This is a genomic window from Levilinea saccharolytica, assembly GCF_001306035.1.
Lineage (GTDB): Bacteria > Chloroflexota > Anaerolineae > Anaerolineales > Anaerolineaceae > Levilinea > Levilinea saccharolytica.
Window position 1 is genome coordinate 41,233 of the sequence record NZ_LGCM01000043.1, and the last position, 13,933, is coordinate 55,165.

The 13,933-nt window shown below is 58.6% G+C and carries 14 protein-coding genes and 1 pseudogene; 2 read left to right on the forward strand and 13 right to left on the reverse strand.

Annotated features, from left to right (window positions below):
• Positions 1 to 5 precede the first annotated feature (5 nt).
• Positions 6 to 518: a cyclic nucleotide-binding domain-containing protein gene (locus ADN01_RS12800; protein ID WP_062418143.1), complete on the reverse strand. Its 513-nt coding sequence runs from the start codon at positions 516 to 518 to the stop codon at positions 6 to 8.
• A 127-nt stretch (positions 519 to 645) separates the two neighbouring features.
• Between ADN01_RS12800 and ADN01_RS12805 the strand changes: the two genes are divergently transcribed.
• Both ADN01_RS12805 and miaA read left to right on the forward strand, forming a co-directional pair.
• Complete coding sequence (locus ADN01_RS12805) at positions 646 to 1,047, forward strand: YraN family protein (protein WP_075071183.1); 402 nt, start codon at positions 646 to 648, stop codon at positions 1,045 to 1,047.
• A 15-nt stretch (positions 1,048 to 1,062) separates the two neighbouring features.
• A complete protein-coding gene (gene miaA, locus ADN01_RS12810; protein WP_062418145.1) occupies positions 1,063 to 2,019 on the forward strand; it encodes a tRNA (adenosine(37)-N6)-dimethylallyltransferase MiaA in 957 nt (318 codons plus the stop codon).
• Positions 2,020 to 2,073: 54 nt separating this feature from the next.
• Here miaA and ftsH read toward each other — a convergent pair whose 3' ends face one another.
• The 12 genes and pseudogenes from ftsH to cpaB form a co-directional block, all read right to left on the reverse strand.
• Complete coding sequence (ftsH, locus tag ADN01_RS12815; protein ID WP_062418146.1) at positions 2,074 to 3,939, reverse strand: ATP-dependent zinc metalloprotease FtsH; 1,866 nt, start codon at positions 3,937 to 3,939, stop codon at positions 2,074 to 2,076.
• A 253-nt stretch (positions 3,940 to 4,192) separates the two neighbouring features.
• Positions 4,193 to 5,398 (reverse strand): DinB family protein, encoded by a 1,206-nt coding sequence (locus tag ADN01_RS12820; protein ID WP_062418147.1) that lies wholly within the window; start codon positions 5,396 to 5,398, stop codon positions 4,193 to 4,195.
• Positions 5,395 to 5,727, reverse strand: a complete 333-nt coding sequence (locus tag ADN01_RS12825) for a hypothetical protein (RefSeq protein ID WP_062418148.1) — start codon at positions 5,725 to 5,727, stop codon at positions 5,395 to 5,397. The genes ADN01_RS12820 and ADN01_RS12825 overlap by 4 nt, the downstream gene beginning before the upstream one ends.
• Before the next feature lie 133 nt (positions 5,728 to 5,860).
• Positions 5,861 to 6,418, reverse strand: coding sequence for an elongation factor P (efp, locus tag ADN01_RS12830; RefSeq protein WP_062418149.1), 558 nt, complete (start codon positions 6,416 to 6,418; stop codon positions 5,861 to 5,863).
• A 163-nt stretch (positions 6,419 to 6,581) separates the two neighbouring features.
• Positions 6,582 to 7,145 carry a ribosome hibernation-promoting factor, HPF/YfiA family gene (gene hpf / locus ADN01_RS12835; protein WP_062418150.1) on the reverse strand — a complete coding sequence of 188 codons (564 nt, stop codon included), beginning with the start codon at positions 7,143 to 7,145 and terminating at the stop codon, positions 6,582 to 6,584.
• 70 nt (positions 7,146 to 7,215) lie between these two features.
• Positions 7,216 to 7,659, reverse strand: coding sequence for a ComF family protein (locus ADN01_RS19675; RefSeq protein ID WP_160318426.1), 444 nt, complete (start codon positions 7,657 to 7,659; stop codon positions 7,216 to 7,218).
• A gap of 105 nt (positions 7,660 to 7,764) precedes the next feature.
• Positions 7,765 to 7,977: pseudogene (locus ADN01_RS20355) on the reverse strand (double zinc ribbon domain-containing protein); the annotation flags it as partial.
• A gap of 24 nt (positions 7,978 to 8,001) precedes the next feature.
• Positions 8,002 to 8,952 carry a type II secretion system F family protein gene (locus ADN01_RS12845; RefSeq protein ID WP_062418152.1) on the reverse strand — a complete coding sequence of 317 codons (951 nt, stop codon included), beginning with the start codon at positions 8,950 to 8,952 and terminating at the stop codon, positions 8,002 to 8,004.
• Between the two features lie 18 nt (positions 8,953 to 8,970).
• Positions 8,971 to 9,933, reverse strand: coding sequence for a type II secretion system F family protein (locus ADN01_RS12850; RefSeq protein WP_062418153.1), 963 nt, complete (start codon positions 9,931 to 9,933; stop codon positions 8,971 to 8,973).
• Positions 9,934 to 9,996: 63 nt separating this feature from the next.
• A complete protein-coding gene (locus ADN01_RS12855; RefSeq protein WP_062418154.1) occupies positions 9,997 to 11,382 on the reverse strand; it encodes a CpaF family protein in 1,386 nt (461 codons plus the stop codon).
• Positions 11,383 to 11,411: 29 nt separating this feature from the next.
• Positions 11,412 to 12,650, reverse strand: a complete 1,239-nt coding sequence (locus ADN01_RS12860) for a response regulator (protein WP_062418155.1) — start codon at positions 12,648 to 12,650, stop codon at positions 11,412 to 11,414.
• A 103-nt stretch (positions 12,651 to 12,753) separates the two neighbouring features.
• Positions 12,754 to 13,782 (reverse strand): Flp pilus assembly protein CpaB, encoded by a 1,029-nt coding sequence (cpaB, locus tag ADN01_RS12865; protein WP_075071184.1) that lies wholly within the window; start codon positions 13,780 to 13,782, stop codon positions 12,754 to 12,756.
• Positions 13,783 to 13,933: the final 151 nt, after the last annotated feature.

The following is a 13,933-nucleotide window of genomic DNA, read 5'->3' on the forward strand; positions in this document are numbered from 1 at the left end:
CCACATTACGGGGTGGCGGGGTCATGTGCCCCGGGTTTTTGATAGAGCAGAACCTCGCGGATTTTCAAATCGGCGCTGCGGATCTTCTGAGATAGGTCGAGGGCCAGGTTAAACATCACCCGGTGGCCCATTTCGGGGTCGGCGCTGCACAGATCGAGGAATTTTTGGCGCGAAATTTTGAGCACGCGCGTGTCGGGGGCTGCGGCGCGGGCGCTGGCCGAACGCACACCCTCATCCACCAGGGCGATTTCGCCGAAGGATTGGCCGCGCCACAGGCTGGCGATGGAAATGGGTTCGTGGCCCGCGTTTTCGGGAGAGACCAGGGCCGGGTTGAGCAAAATTTCCACGCGTCCGTTCAAGATCAGGTACAATTCAGTGCTGCGGGAGTTCTCTTCAAAAATGGTTTCGCCGGGCTGGTACACCCGCTCTTCACACAATTCTTCAATGCGTTCTAATTGGCTGACGGTCAGTTTGTAGAACAGGTCGCTTTCTTTGATAAATGTGTGATATTTACCCATACTGGCAGCCTCCGAGGTTGAAAATTAGTTTAGCACGTTTCGAGAAATTGTCAATTTTTATGGGCGGCGCTGACTCTACAAGGGCAGTTTGGGCGCTGAGCGGGCTGCGCAGAAGGGTGAGGACGGCATGAGAGCGAGAAAGGACAGCCGGCAGCAGGTGGGACGTTGGGGTGAAGAGGTGGCGCTGCGGACACTGGAGCAGAAAGGGCTGCAGTTGGTGGGGCGCAATGTGCGCACACCCTACGGCGAAATTGACTTGATCCTGCAAGATGTGGACGAGATGGTTTTTGTAGAGGTGAAGGCGCGCACCACGGGCAGCTTTGGGCTGCCGGAGACGGCTGTGGACGGGCGCAAGCAAGGCCGGATAGTGCGTTCGGCCTTGTATTGGCTGCAAAATCACCCCGAATGGACAGGCGGCTGGCGGGTGGACGTCGTGGCGGTGTGCGGCAGGCCGGAATTGGCCGCCGCTGCGGAAGTCGCCTGGTTCCCCAACGCGGTTCAGGCGGGAATGGACGAGGACATGGGATGATTGAGGGTACCAGTGATGCACATTCCTGAGCGGGCGATTCTGGCGGTGGTGGGACCGACGGCCGTGGGCAAGACGGAGACGGCACTGCGCATGGCTGAGGCGTTGAACGCGGAGGTCATTTCGGTGGATTCACGCCTGTTTTACCGCAGCATGGATATCGGCACGGCCAAACCGACCGTTGAAGAGCGTGCGCGCGTCCCTCACCATTTAATCGACGTGGCTGAGCCAGATGAGGTGTGGAGCCTGGCGGTGTTCCAGCAGGCGGCCCAGCAAGCCATCGCCGAGGTGCACGCCCGCGGACATTTGCCGCTGTTGGTGGGGGGCACGGGCCAGTATTTGCGGGCGGTGATGGAGGGCTGGGAACCGCCGACCACCCAGCCGGATGCGCGGCTGCGGGCGGCCCTGGAAGCCTGGGGGCAGCAGATTGGGGCGCAGGCGCTGCACGAGCGCCTGGCGGTGGTGGACCCGGCGGCGGCGGCGGGGATTGACTTCACCAATGTGCGCCGCACGGTGCGGGCGCTGGAGGTGGTGTTTCAGAGCGGGAGGCGTTTTTCGGAACAGCGCGGCCGAGGCCCTTCGCCCTATACGCGTCTGACCATCGGCCTGCGCCGTCCGCGGGCGGAGCTGTACGCGCGCATTGACCAGCGCATTGAGCAAATGGTGGCGGATGGGCTGCTGGAAGAAGTACGCGGCCTGCTGAGCCGCGGCTATGGGGCGGATTTGCCGACGCTGTCGGCGATTGGCTACCGTGAGATGGCTGCGGTGGTGCGGGGGGAGATCTCATTGGATGAGGCGGTGGCACAGATGAAGCGGCAGACGCGGGTGTTTGTGCGCCGTCAGGCCAACTGGTTTAAAGAAAGCGACCCCAACATTCACTGGTTCACGGCGCAGCCGGGGGTGGAAAACGAGATCCTCGCCTGGCTGGCGGCAGACCCGCCCTGGCTGGCGGCTGGAGAAACCGTAGAAACATAAAAAAAGCTGCCGGGGGTTAGCCGGCAGCTCGGGATCCTGAAACCAGAAGGGGGATTAATTGTTGCCCGCCAGCATCACGGGGGTGCCGCTGTGCTTGGGTTGAGGGGTGGGGAAGACCGCTTCAAACTCTTCGCGGGTGATGGTTTCTTTTTCCAACAGCAGTTCCGCCACACCGTCCAACTCGGCGCGGTACTGGGTGAGCAGGGCTTTGGCCTGTTGGTGCGCTTCGCTGACCAGGGCGCGTACCTGGGCGTCAATTTTTTGGGCGACAGCTTCGGAGTAGTCGCGCTGTTCCGAGATCTCGCGGCCCAAGAAGATCAATTCCTCTTTCTGACCGTAAACCATCGGGCCCATTTCATCGCTCATACCCAGGCGGGTGACCATGGTGCGGGCCATCTGGGTGACGCGTTCGATGTCGTTGGATGCGCCGGAGGTGATGTCATCGAAGACCAGTTCTTCGGCGGCACGCCCGCCCAAGAGGCTAATCATCTCAGCGATGAGCTTCTTGCGGGACATGAGGATGCGGTCTTCTGCGGGGCGGGAGAGGGTGTAGCCGCCCGCCATGCCGCGCGAGACGATGGTGATCTTCTGCACCGGATCGGCTTCGGGCAGGGCGTTCATGACCACGGCGTGACCGGCTTCGTGATAGGCAATGATGCGTTTTTCTTCGGCGCTGATCAGGCGGCTCTTGCGTTCCGGGCCGGCGATGACGCGCTCGATGGATTCCTCAAACTCTTCCTGGGTGATGACTTTCTTGTTACGGCGGGCGGCCAGGATGGCAGCTTCGTTGACCAGGTTTTCAATGTCCGCGCCGACGAAGCCAGGGGTCGAGCGGGCAATGGAGGCCAGATCCACATTGGGTTCGAGGGGCTTGCCCTTGACATGCACTTTGAGAATGGCTTCCCGTCCGCGCACATCGGGGCGGTCGAGCACCACGCGGCGGTCAAAACGACCAGGGCGCAGCAGAGCGGGATCGAGAATGTCGGGCCGGTTGGTGGCGGCCATGATGATGATGTTGGTGTCGGTATCGAAACCGTCCATCTCTACCAACATCTGGTTGAGGGTTTGTTCGCGCTCGTCGTGCGAACCACCCAGCCCCGCACCGCGTTGGCGGCCGACGGCGTCAATTTCATCTACGAAGATGATGCAGGGGGAGTGGCGCTTGGCCTGATCAAACAGGTCGCGCACACGGCTGGCGCCCACACCCACGAACATTTCCACAAATTCGGAACCGGAAATGGAGAAGAAGGGCACACCGGCCTCGCCAGAGACGGCTTTGGCCAGGAGGGTTTTCCCGGTGCCGGGAGGGCCCACCAGGAGGACACCTTTGGGGATGCGCGCACCGAGGGCGATGAATTTCTGCGGCTCGCGCAAAAATTCCACCACCTCGCGCAGCTCTTCTTTGGATTCTTCCACGCCAGCCACATCCGCAAAGGTGACGGTGGGTTGGTCGCCCGCGAACATGCGCGCGCGGGACTTGCCAAAGGACATGGCGGCATTGTTACTGCCCTGCGCCTGGCGGAAGATGAAGAAGAACGCACCCGCCAGGATGAGGAAGGGCAGCACATAACTGGCAAAGGTCATCACGTTCAGCCAGGGGCTGGGCGGTTTGATCTCTAATTGGATGGCAGCGGGAGAAAGCTGATCCGCGGTGACGCCCAATTGGAGAAACTGCTCGACCATGCTGGCGTTCGCATCCATATTGGATGTATTTTGCGTGCCGTCCGTTTTGGTAATACGCAGGCGGGTTTCATCCTGCACAATTTTGGCAATCTGCCCGCGTTTGATTTCATCGGCAACCTGGTTGATCGTCATGGCTTCCTGGCCGCTGTTTTGCGAGCTCCAGGAATAAACCACCAGGGCAATAATTGCCATGAAGAGCAGAATGTAGATGGCGTAAGATTGATTTCTTGAGTTCACGTATCCTCCGAAACAATTCGGGATGCGATGTCCGGCTTGGTTTACCGGTGATTCACCACAGGAGGCAAGGTATGCGCCTTCCAATGGAAACGGTCTAATGGGTCTTACTGTGAGGGATTATACCAATCTCTAGGGGAGGTTTCCATAGTTTGTCTCATGAATCTATGAAAATCTAAGAAATCTCTTATAAAAATTCACGCCCCGCGGCGGGCGCAGCGAGGCGTGAATGTGGGTTTGGGTTGGCACAGACGGCTCAGGAGCGGATCTGGCGCAGGGTATCGGTGATTTGCTGAAGGTGCGAACGGTCGTGGGTGATGATAAAACGTACCAACTCCTGCAAAGTAGTGGGACCAAAAATGGCATGGCGGGCGGTTTGCTGCCAGGCTTCGGCGGGCAAATTTGTGAGGTGTTGGATGAGCTGGATGCGCGCCTGCACGAATTGAAGCAGGCCTTCGGGGCCGTGCTGCTGCCGGTAGCCGCGCTGTTCGGCCCAGGAATCAGTGTCCACACCGGGGAGGAAGGGGTTGCTTTCGGCGGCCAATTTTTGGAAACGTGGCAGGTTGACATCCTGATCCACGTCGCGCAAGTGGGCGAGAATCTCAGTCAACGACCATTCTTCGGCGGCGGGGCGCTGAGACCAGATATCCGCATTCAGGGACCGGGTCAGAGCCGCGACAGCAGCAGGCGCAGCGCGCAGCCAGGCCAACAGGGCCTGAGGAGTGTCGAGCTGGGGGGTGAATGTTTCGGCGGAGCGGGCCTCTAACCAGGGGATGATGCCTGCCAGGGAACCGGCGGCGCTTCCGGCGGGGAGCTCGGCTGGGACGGGGGAGCCGTCATCTGTGACCCAGTAGCCGGGGATGCCCAGAACCGCCGCAGGAAGCAGATCATCTTCCAGGCTGTTGCCCACCATGACCACCGGCCCTTCGGGGCAGCCCAATTGTCCCAGGATCTCGGCGCAATAGGCGGGGTTGGGCTTGGCAAAATGGAAGGTCTCGTAGGTGGTGATGAGGGCAAAGGGGTATTCTGCAGCGGGCAGCCCAGCCCATTCCAGACGCTGGTAGGTAGCAGTTTGGGGGAAGAGGGGGTTGGTGGCCACAACCACCTGCCAGCCGCGCTCGAAGGCGTGCTGCACGGCAGCGACCGCCTGAGGGCGGGGCTGGGTGACGGCGCGCAGCGCAGGGTAACGGTCGCGGTAAAAAGCGTTCAGATCCTCATTGATCTCTGCGCGGGGGATGCCGATGCCGGGGTAAAAATGCTGGTCAAAGACTTCCTCCAGGGCAAGGGCGGGGTTCATGTTTTCCGTCATTTTTTGGCTGGCGAAGAGCAGAGTTTGAATGAACTGACCCTGGGGGACGGCGGGAATGGATGCGCTTAGCGCTTTCAGATAGGCGGAAAGGAACGTATCCATGTTGTTGGTGAGGAGGGTGTCATCCAGATCAAACAAGACGGTCAGTTTCATGATTGGGGTTCCTTGAGATCAAAGGGGAGCTGATGGCAGGCGCCGCAGCCCACGTGCGGTTCCTGGACAACCTGGCTGGTTTTTCGGCAGTAGGCGGTCACCTGTACCCGGCGCCGGAAGCCCAGGATGCTGGTGATTTGGGGGCGCAGGCTCATGTGCTGGCAGGCGTTGGCGCGTTGGATGCCGGGGACGGGGCAGGTGCGGCACAAATCGGCTGTCCAGCGCAGGGGTGGGTTGGCGCCAGACAACAGGCGGCACTCTTCCTGCGACTTTCCGCGGAAGTAGTTGCCGTAAAAATAGGGACATTCAATGCCGGCTGGCGTGCGCATACTTTTCCCTTTCGTAGGCTCGTTTCACCCGATGGGTGCGTTTTTTTACCGATAAAAAACTGTCCCCGTCAGGGGACAGATCCCCAGAGATGAAACAAGACTGGGGCATAATAAGATCAGGGTGAGGCCGCGGCTAAACGCGGGTGACGTAGGCGCCGGTGCGGGTATCCACGCGGATGGTATCGCCTTCGTTGACGAAGTAGGGGACATCCACGGTGGCGCCGGTTTCGACGGTGATGCGTTTGGTCACGCCGGTGGCGGTGTCACCTTTGACGGCGGTCTCGGCCTGGGTGACAAGGAGATCCACCGAGGTGGGCAGTTCGATATCAATGACCTCGTCTTTATAGAAGGTCAATTTGACTTCGAGGTTTTCTTTCATGTAACCAGCGGTTTCAGTCAAAATGGCTTTGCCGACGGTGATCTGCTCGAAGGTTTCGGTGTTCATGAAATAATAAAAATCGCCGTCGTTGTACAGGTACTGCATGTTGACATAATCCAGGCGAACATCCTGGACGCGGTTGCCGGAGTTAAAAGTGCGCTCGATGGTGGAGCCGGAACGCATGTTGCGGGCTTTAATGCGGATGCTGGCGTTGCCGCGGCCGCTTTTGTTGTGTTCGTAATCCAACACTTTATACAGCTGGCCGTCCATTTCAAAAGTGACGCCTTTGCGAAGTTCATTTACGTCGATCATAGATGCTTGCCTCTTAATCTAATTGGGAGCAGGAGATAGCTGCTCATGGGATGTGCATGTTGTCAAACCTTTTTATTATAGCGCAGGGCGGGATGGGTGACAAGATTAAAAAAACACCGGCGGGGCTGCCCCGCCGGTGTTGGCTGTAAAAGATGAGGCTGGTTTAGCCGAGCTTGGGCTCGATCAAGCCATAGGTTCCGTCGCGGCGCATGTACAGGACGTTAATGGCATTGGAATTGACGTTATAGAAGACGAAGAAGTTTTCGTGACCCAAAAGCGCCATTTGCTCGATGGCTTCCATCTCATCCATGGGCACCAGGGTAAACTCTTTGCGGCGGGCAATGATGGGGGTCTCTTCCAACTCCTCGATCTCGGGGATGTTGGGAACCACTTCGGAAGCCGGGGTACCGTCGCCGCGGCCGTGAGCGCGCTTACCCTTAAAGCGCTCGATCTGGCGCTGAATCTTTTCCACGGCGATGTCAATGGAGGTGAAAAGATCGTCGGAGCGTTCTTCGGTGCGCAGGATGTAACCGCGCCCGCGGATGGTGATCTGAGCCACCTGGCGGTCGGCGGCGGAGCGCGCCGATTTGACGTACGCTAAATCTACCCGAGCTTCTTCAATGTCGCTCAAAAACCGGTCGAGTTTGGACACTTTCTTTTCGACGTAATCCTTAATGCGATCGGTAACTTCCATGTTTTTGACGAACAGTTCCACTTTTATAGCCATTTCATCCTCCTGTTGTGTATTTGTGGGGCAGACTTGTCTGCCGCCATGTGGGGAATGCGGTGAGGCCGTCTCATGGCTGTTGATCTCCGTCGGGGGACGGATGGGCTGCCCGAGCCAGGGTCAACCCATAAACACTGCGCGCGCCAGCGTCTCGTAGGGCCTGAGCGCAGGCTTGCATGGTCGCACCGGTTGTGGTGACATCATCCAAGATGAGGATGGATTTGCCAGCCACATCGCGCGGGTCGGCCATAAAAGCCCGGCTTACGTTTTCGCGGCGTTCCTGCGCATTCAGCCCGACCTGTGCCTGGGTGATGCGTGTGCGGCGGAGGGCACGGGGTCTGAGCGGAATGCGCAGGTGGAGGGCAAGAGGGCGGGCCAGGAGAGTGGATTGGTTATATCCGCGCTCCCAGGCATGGTCTGCGCTGAGGGGCACCGGCACCAATAGATCCACCGGCCAATTGACTTGTTGGTAAAGTTCAATTAACGATTGGGCGAAGATTTCGCCCAACCCCACATCTTGATGATATTTTAATCGAAGAATCGCTAAACGCAATGGCCCTGTATAGATTGCCCAGGAACGCAGGGCATCAAAAGCGGGGGGCTGGGCGGCACATTCGGCGCACACAGAGCTAAGCGAAGCTTCTGGCCGGCCGCAGCGGGGACACCCAGAAATAATTCGGCGGCAGTCAGATTGGCATTGCGAACACCAACGTGTTCCCAAGGTCTGACAGCCGCCGCACTGAGGGGGGTACAACCAATCCAACGCGCCCCAGAACAGGTGGTGGAGCCATTCGGCAGGGTATTTGAGACGATACCTGCCAGCAATCTGCATACCGCTCCCTTCGATAGGGTCAGGCTATTTGAACATCCCTCCCAGGGCAGACTTGAAAATGCGCAAGGCTGCCGGAGTTAACAGAACGATCATCAACGACGGGAAGATCAACAAACCCATCGGGATAAGCATTTTAATGGGGGCTTTGTGGGCCTCTTCTTCGGCCAACTGGCGGCGCTTGACGCGCATTTGATCCGATTGGATGCGCAGCACCTTGGCCAGGCTGACGCCCAGCTGCTCGCTTTGGATCACCGCGGCCACAAAGCTGGTCATTTCGGCCAGGCCGATGCGGTCGGCCATATCGCGCAGGGCCTCGCGGCGCAGCTTGCCCAGCTGAATTTCCTGGATGACGCGGGCAAAGGCCAGGGAAAGATCGGTTTCCCATTTTTCCGACACTTTCGACATGGCGGCGTCAAAGCCCAGGCCGGCTTCCACGCAGATGGTGAGCAAATCCAGGGCGTCTGGCATGGCTTTACGGATGTCTTTTTGGCGTTTGGCAATTTTACTGGACAGCCAGAGCTGGGGGAAGAAGAAGCCTAAAAGGCCGAAAGCCAGGGAGGCCAGAATGATGCGGCCCAGGGGCCATTTGGTGGCGCCAACGGTGAAGACCAGGGCCACCAGACCGCCGAAGATGGCCATGGCAATGAACTGCATGGCCAGGATCATGGTGGGGTCCAGGCGGGCCGGGCTGCCGGCCAGCTCTAGCTTGCGCGCCAGAGACTGCAGGGCGTTTTGTGGGGTGAAGCGGATGGCAATTTCACCCAGACGGCGGGCGACCGGGAAGATGACACGCTCGGAGAAAGGCTGTGAAAGCTCAATTTTCTCCAGGTTAATGGTCTCGCCGCTCTTGTTAAATTCTTCCAGGCGGGCGGCCAAAGCGCGCTCGTTGGCGGTTTGGGGGTTGCGAATGCCGATGTAAACCAGCGCGGCGGCACCGATGAGAATGACTGCTCCTACAATCAAAATGATCGTCATGCTCTCACCTTCCCTTGGCTAAATCTCGATATCGCCAAGTTTGTTCATGGCGAAGTAACCCAATACAATCAATAAACCGGAGAGGCCCAGGGCGATGTAACCGCAGGGGACGTTTTCGGGGTTCAGGAATTCCATCATATACGGGCGGTTGAGCAGGTACAGGATGGCAATCACGAAGAGGGGCATCATGGCCAGGAAGCGGCCGGAATACATCACCTGGGTGGTGAGGACGCGGATTTCGCCTTTGATGCGCACGCGTTCGCGAATGGTGTAGGAGATGGTATCGAGAATTTCGGCCAGATTACCACCTACCTCGCGCTGAACGTTGATGGCGGTGATGACCAGGTCGAGGTCGTCGGACGGGATGCGGCGGTGGAGGTTATCCAGGGCTTTTTCCATGGGGACGCCTAACTGCATTTCCTGCACCACACGGCGGAACTCGTCACTGATGGGTGGGGGAAGCTCTTTGGAGACGGCTTCCATGGCCTGGGTGGTGGAGTAACCAGCGCGCAGGCCGTTGACCATCAGGTTGAGCATGTCGGCTAACTGTTCGTTAAAGCGAATCAGGCGCTTGCCCTGCATCCGTTTGACGTACATGCCGGGGAGGAAAAAGCCGCCGATGGCGCCGAGAAGGCCGATGGGCAGGTTTTGACCGGTGATGAACCATACCACCACGCCCACACCAAAGGCTGAGATCATCTGCAGGGCGATATATTCGCCCGCTTTCATTTTGATGTCGGCGCGGGCCAGATCGCGGGCAATTTTGTCGCCAAAGTTTGAGCCTTCGACGCGCTTATTGAGCCAGTCCACCATCGGGGTGGCTTTCTGGCGAGCTACGGCGGTCTGGCGCTGATCTACATACCGGCCCAGGCGTTCCTCAACCAGGCTGCGCTCGCTGGAGACGGTGACAACAATCCCCACGATCAGGAGGATGACTGCCAGCCCACCGCCGAGGCCGAGGATCAGAATTGGAAGAGACATACTTCACCAACCTTTTCTGCGTAACCGATACAGAGTTTGCAGGGGTAAGAAACCATGCATCTCCTACCGTCTGCGGTCGCCGACGCCAAAAATGGAAGGGGGCAGGCTGATACCGGAGGTTTCGATCTTTTCCATAAAGCGCGGGCGCAAACCGGTGGGGCGCAGCCGTCCAATCACTTTGCCGTTTTCATAGCCGACCTGTTCAAAGACGAAAAGGTCGGTGAGGGTGATGATTTCACCTTCCATGCCGGTGACTTCGGTGATGTGGGTTACTTTACGCGTGCCGTCGCGCATACGTTCCTGATGGACGATTAAATCCACGGCAGAGGAGATCTGCTCACGGATGGCGCGCACTGGCAGGTCCATGCCGGCCATGAGGGTCATGGTTTCCAGACGGGCCAGGGTGTCGCGGGGGCTGTTGGAGTGGGCAGTGGTCATGGAACCATCGTGGCCGGTGTTCATGGCCTGGAGCATGTCGATGGCGGCGGCGTCGCGAATTTCACCTACGACGATGCGGTCGGGACGCATACGAAGGGCATTCACCACCAGATCGCGGATGGTGACTTCACCGCGACCTTCAATGTTGGCCGGGCGGGATTCCAGAGTGACCACATGTTCCTGGCGAAGCTGAAGTTCCGCGGCGTTTTCCACGGTGAGAATGCGCTCATCCGCGGGGATGAAGCCGGAAAGCACGTTGAGCAGGGTTGTTTTTCCGGAGCCAGTACCACCAGAAATGACCACGTTCAGGCGGGCTTCCACGCAGGCTTTGAGGAATTCCACCGCTTCGGGGGTGAGGGAGCCAAAGCTGATGAGCTGTTCGACCGTGATGGGGTTGCGGGAAAATTTACGAATGGTGATGACCGGGCCCACCAATGAAATGGGGGGGATGACGGCATTCACACGGGAGCCGTCAGGAAGACGGGCGTCCACATACGGGCTGGATTCATCAATACGGCGGCCGAGCGGGGCGACGATGCGGTCGATGATGCGCATGACGTGCTCATTGCTCTCGAAGGAGATGGGCACGCGGGTGATCTTTCCGCGGCGCTCGACATAGATATTGCGGGCGCCGTTGACCATGATTTCTGTGATGGTGTCATCCTGCAGCAGCGGTTCCAACGGCCCAAAGCCCAGAATTTCTGCGGCGATTTGCTCGAACAGGCGAGCGCGCTCTGGGCGAGAGAGGACGATGTTTTCTTCATTCAGAATCTGCTCGAACATCTCCTGAATGGTGCGGCGAACTTCGGCCACGCGGGTGACATCCGCGTTGGGATCCAGGCTGGCCAGCAGCTTGTTCTGGACGCGGTTTTTCAGGTCCTGATAGGTGTTTTGCGCGGGCGAAGTGGGCGGCGCGACAATACGCCGGGCCTGAACCCCCTGGTTTTGAGTGCCGGTGGGCTGGGTGTTCTGATTATTGTCACCACCTTGCAGCCGTTTTAAGATTGACATACGATAAATTTACCTCCGACCAACCCGTGCTATTTCTTACCAGCGGCTTCTGGCTGGCCTTCAGGGTTGGTGAGCCGTTCGCGGACGAGATCAGCCAGTTGGAAGACGGCTTTGCTCGTCGGTTGGGCTTTGTTATCAATAACAAATGGGACGCCGCGGTTGATGGAACCGCTGACGATGCGGTCGTCCAGGGGGATAGCGATGGGGATGGGTTGACGCAGGCTTTCTCCGACACGTTCGGGGGTGATGCTGATGCGTTTATCGAAGCGGTTCATGGTGAAGATGATTTTTTCGCGCTTAATGCCCGATGCATCTGTGAGAGTCAGGAAAGAGTTGGCGTTCTTGATGGCGGGGATATCCTGAGTGGTGATGAGCACGATCAAATCCGCCGCTTCGATGGACACCTGCACCACATCGGTCAGGTACGAAGAGGTGTCCAGGAGAACATAGGCATACATCTGACGCAGGTATTGCAGCATTTTGCCAAACTGATCGGCGTTGACTTTTTCCGCCATTTCGGGGCGGGGCGGGGCGGCCAGAATATCAATGCCGGACGCGGAGTGATGAATGGCCACATCTTTGACCACGTCGGGATCCAATTCTTCGGCGCGCGGGACCAGCTCTAAGAGAGAATTTTTGACCTGTTCATTGAGGAACACGGCCACATCCCCAAACTGGAGCGAGGCGTCAATCAGGATGGCGTGGTTTTCTTCGCTGTGCAAGGCAATGGCCAGGTTAGTGACGATGGTGGTGGTTCCGGAGCCGCCTTTGGGGCTGTAGGCCATGATGATTTTGCCCAAAGGTTTGCCCGCCATGCCGGGGGAGGATGTGCCGCCGGTGGTGCTGGCGGTGGGAAAACTGGAGGCGAGCTTGGATCGCTCATCAATGGCCATTTCACCTGCACGGTGAATGGCCGCGGTCAGGTCATCAATGGAGGGCGGCTTGGTAAGAAAATCGCGCGCGCCTGCCAACATGGCACGGCGCATGTAGCCTGGGTCGCTTTGAACCGACAGGATCACAATTTGGGTGTAGGGGACTTTGCGGCGAATGGCTTCGGTGGCCGTGATGCCGTCCATATCCGGCATGTTGATATCCATGATGACCACATCGGGCTTGAGGCTTTGGGATAAATTGATCGCCTCTTGCCCGCCGCGGGCCATGCCCACAACTTCCACAGCGTTATCAAACTGGAGCAAACGTCGGACGTTTTCTCGTGTTTCGCTGATGTCATCAACGATGAGCACGCGAATTTTTTCAGTGATTGGCATACAGCTCTCCAGCGCTACCTTTACGATCCAACCGGACGAAGCGGCCGGTTTTTCTTTCCGTTTGGTACTTCAGTAAGCCGGCCTCAGGCTGGGGCGGCCAGGTTTACGGCCAAAGCATCTCATCCGTTCGCGGTTCTAGGCCCACGGGCAGCTTGACCGGATTGGGGATGCGGTATTGATCCAGAATGAACTGGAGGGTGGCGGCCTGGGTGTCAATGCGCTGGTCGTCACCGTAGCTGCGCATGGCCAGGCTGAGCTTGCCGCCGGCCAGGATGAGGTAGTTGAGGGTGACCGCATCCTGCGGGGAGACGATGAGGGTGATGATGTCGGGGCGGGGGGCCGGCGCTTCGGGGGCGGCCTGCTGACCTTCGGGGGCAGGGGTGGGGGTGGGCTTGGGGCCTTCCTCAATCTTGCCGTCCTCAGGAAATTCGCCCACCCACAGAACGGTGGCGTCTTGCACCAGGGTTTGGCTGACGATCCGCCCGCGCTGTTCTTCAGAAGGCAGGACGTAGACGGCCTGGTTGAGGGTGGTATCCAATTCGGCGCGCCCCTGAACAGAGCCAGGGCCGCCGGAGACCACTGAGATGGTGGCAGTCGTCCCGCCGGTTTCAGCGCTGCCAGGGCCGGGGGCGATGATGGAAGCGGCCAGGTTGGGCAGGCGGCTTTGGAACTGGGTGTCGACATCCACCAACATGAGTGAAGCGATGATATTGACATGATCGCCGGACTGCAGGGCATAAGAAACCGAGGTCAGGCGGTTGATGGGGATGGAGACGGCCACTTGCCCGCGGGGGATGCGCACGGCGGCATAGGAGCCGGTGGGCTTATCGGTGAGCAGGCTGGGGGTCAGGGGTGTGCCCTGATCCAGGTCGTAGCGGGTGCGCTGACCGATGACCAGGTTGATATCGGTGAAGAACAAGCCTTCGACCATTTGAGCCTGGGGGTAGCTGACGCGGGCCAACACGCCTTCGGATAAGACGGTGCCCCGCGCAACAGGCTGAGCCAGGATGACAATTTCCACCAGGTTCTGCTGCGGAGTGGGCGTGGCCAGGTCTTGTGCTGTGCTGCCGCCGCCTCCCCCCAATAATTGACCCCGCAGTAAGAACGCGGCAACGCCTAAGACCGAGATCAAAACGATCGCGATTAGGATAAAAACTAAGAACCTATCCCAAAAAAGAAAAGGGTTGAAAGAAGAGACGCTTCCTGTTAAAACTTAGTTCGCCAAAACACAAGTTAGACAGGAGAACGTCTCTATGAACAAGAATAACACAAAATCCAAAACC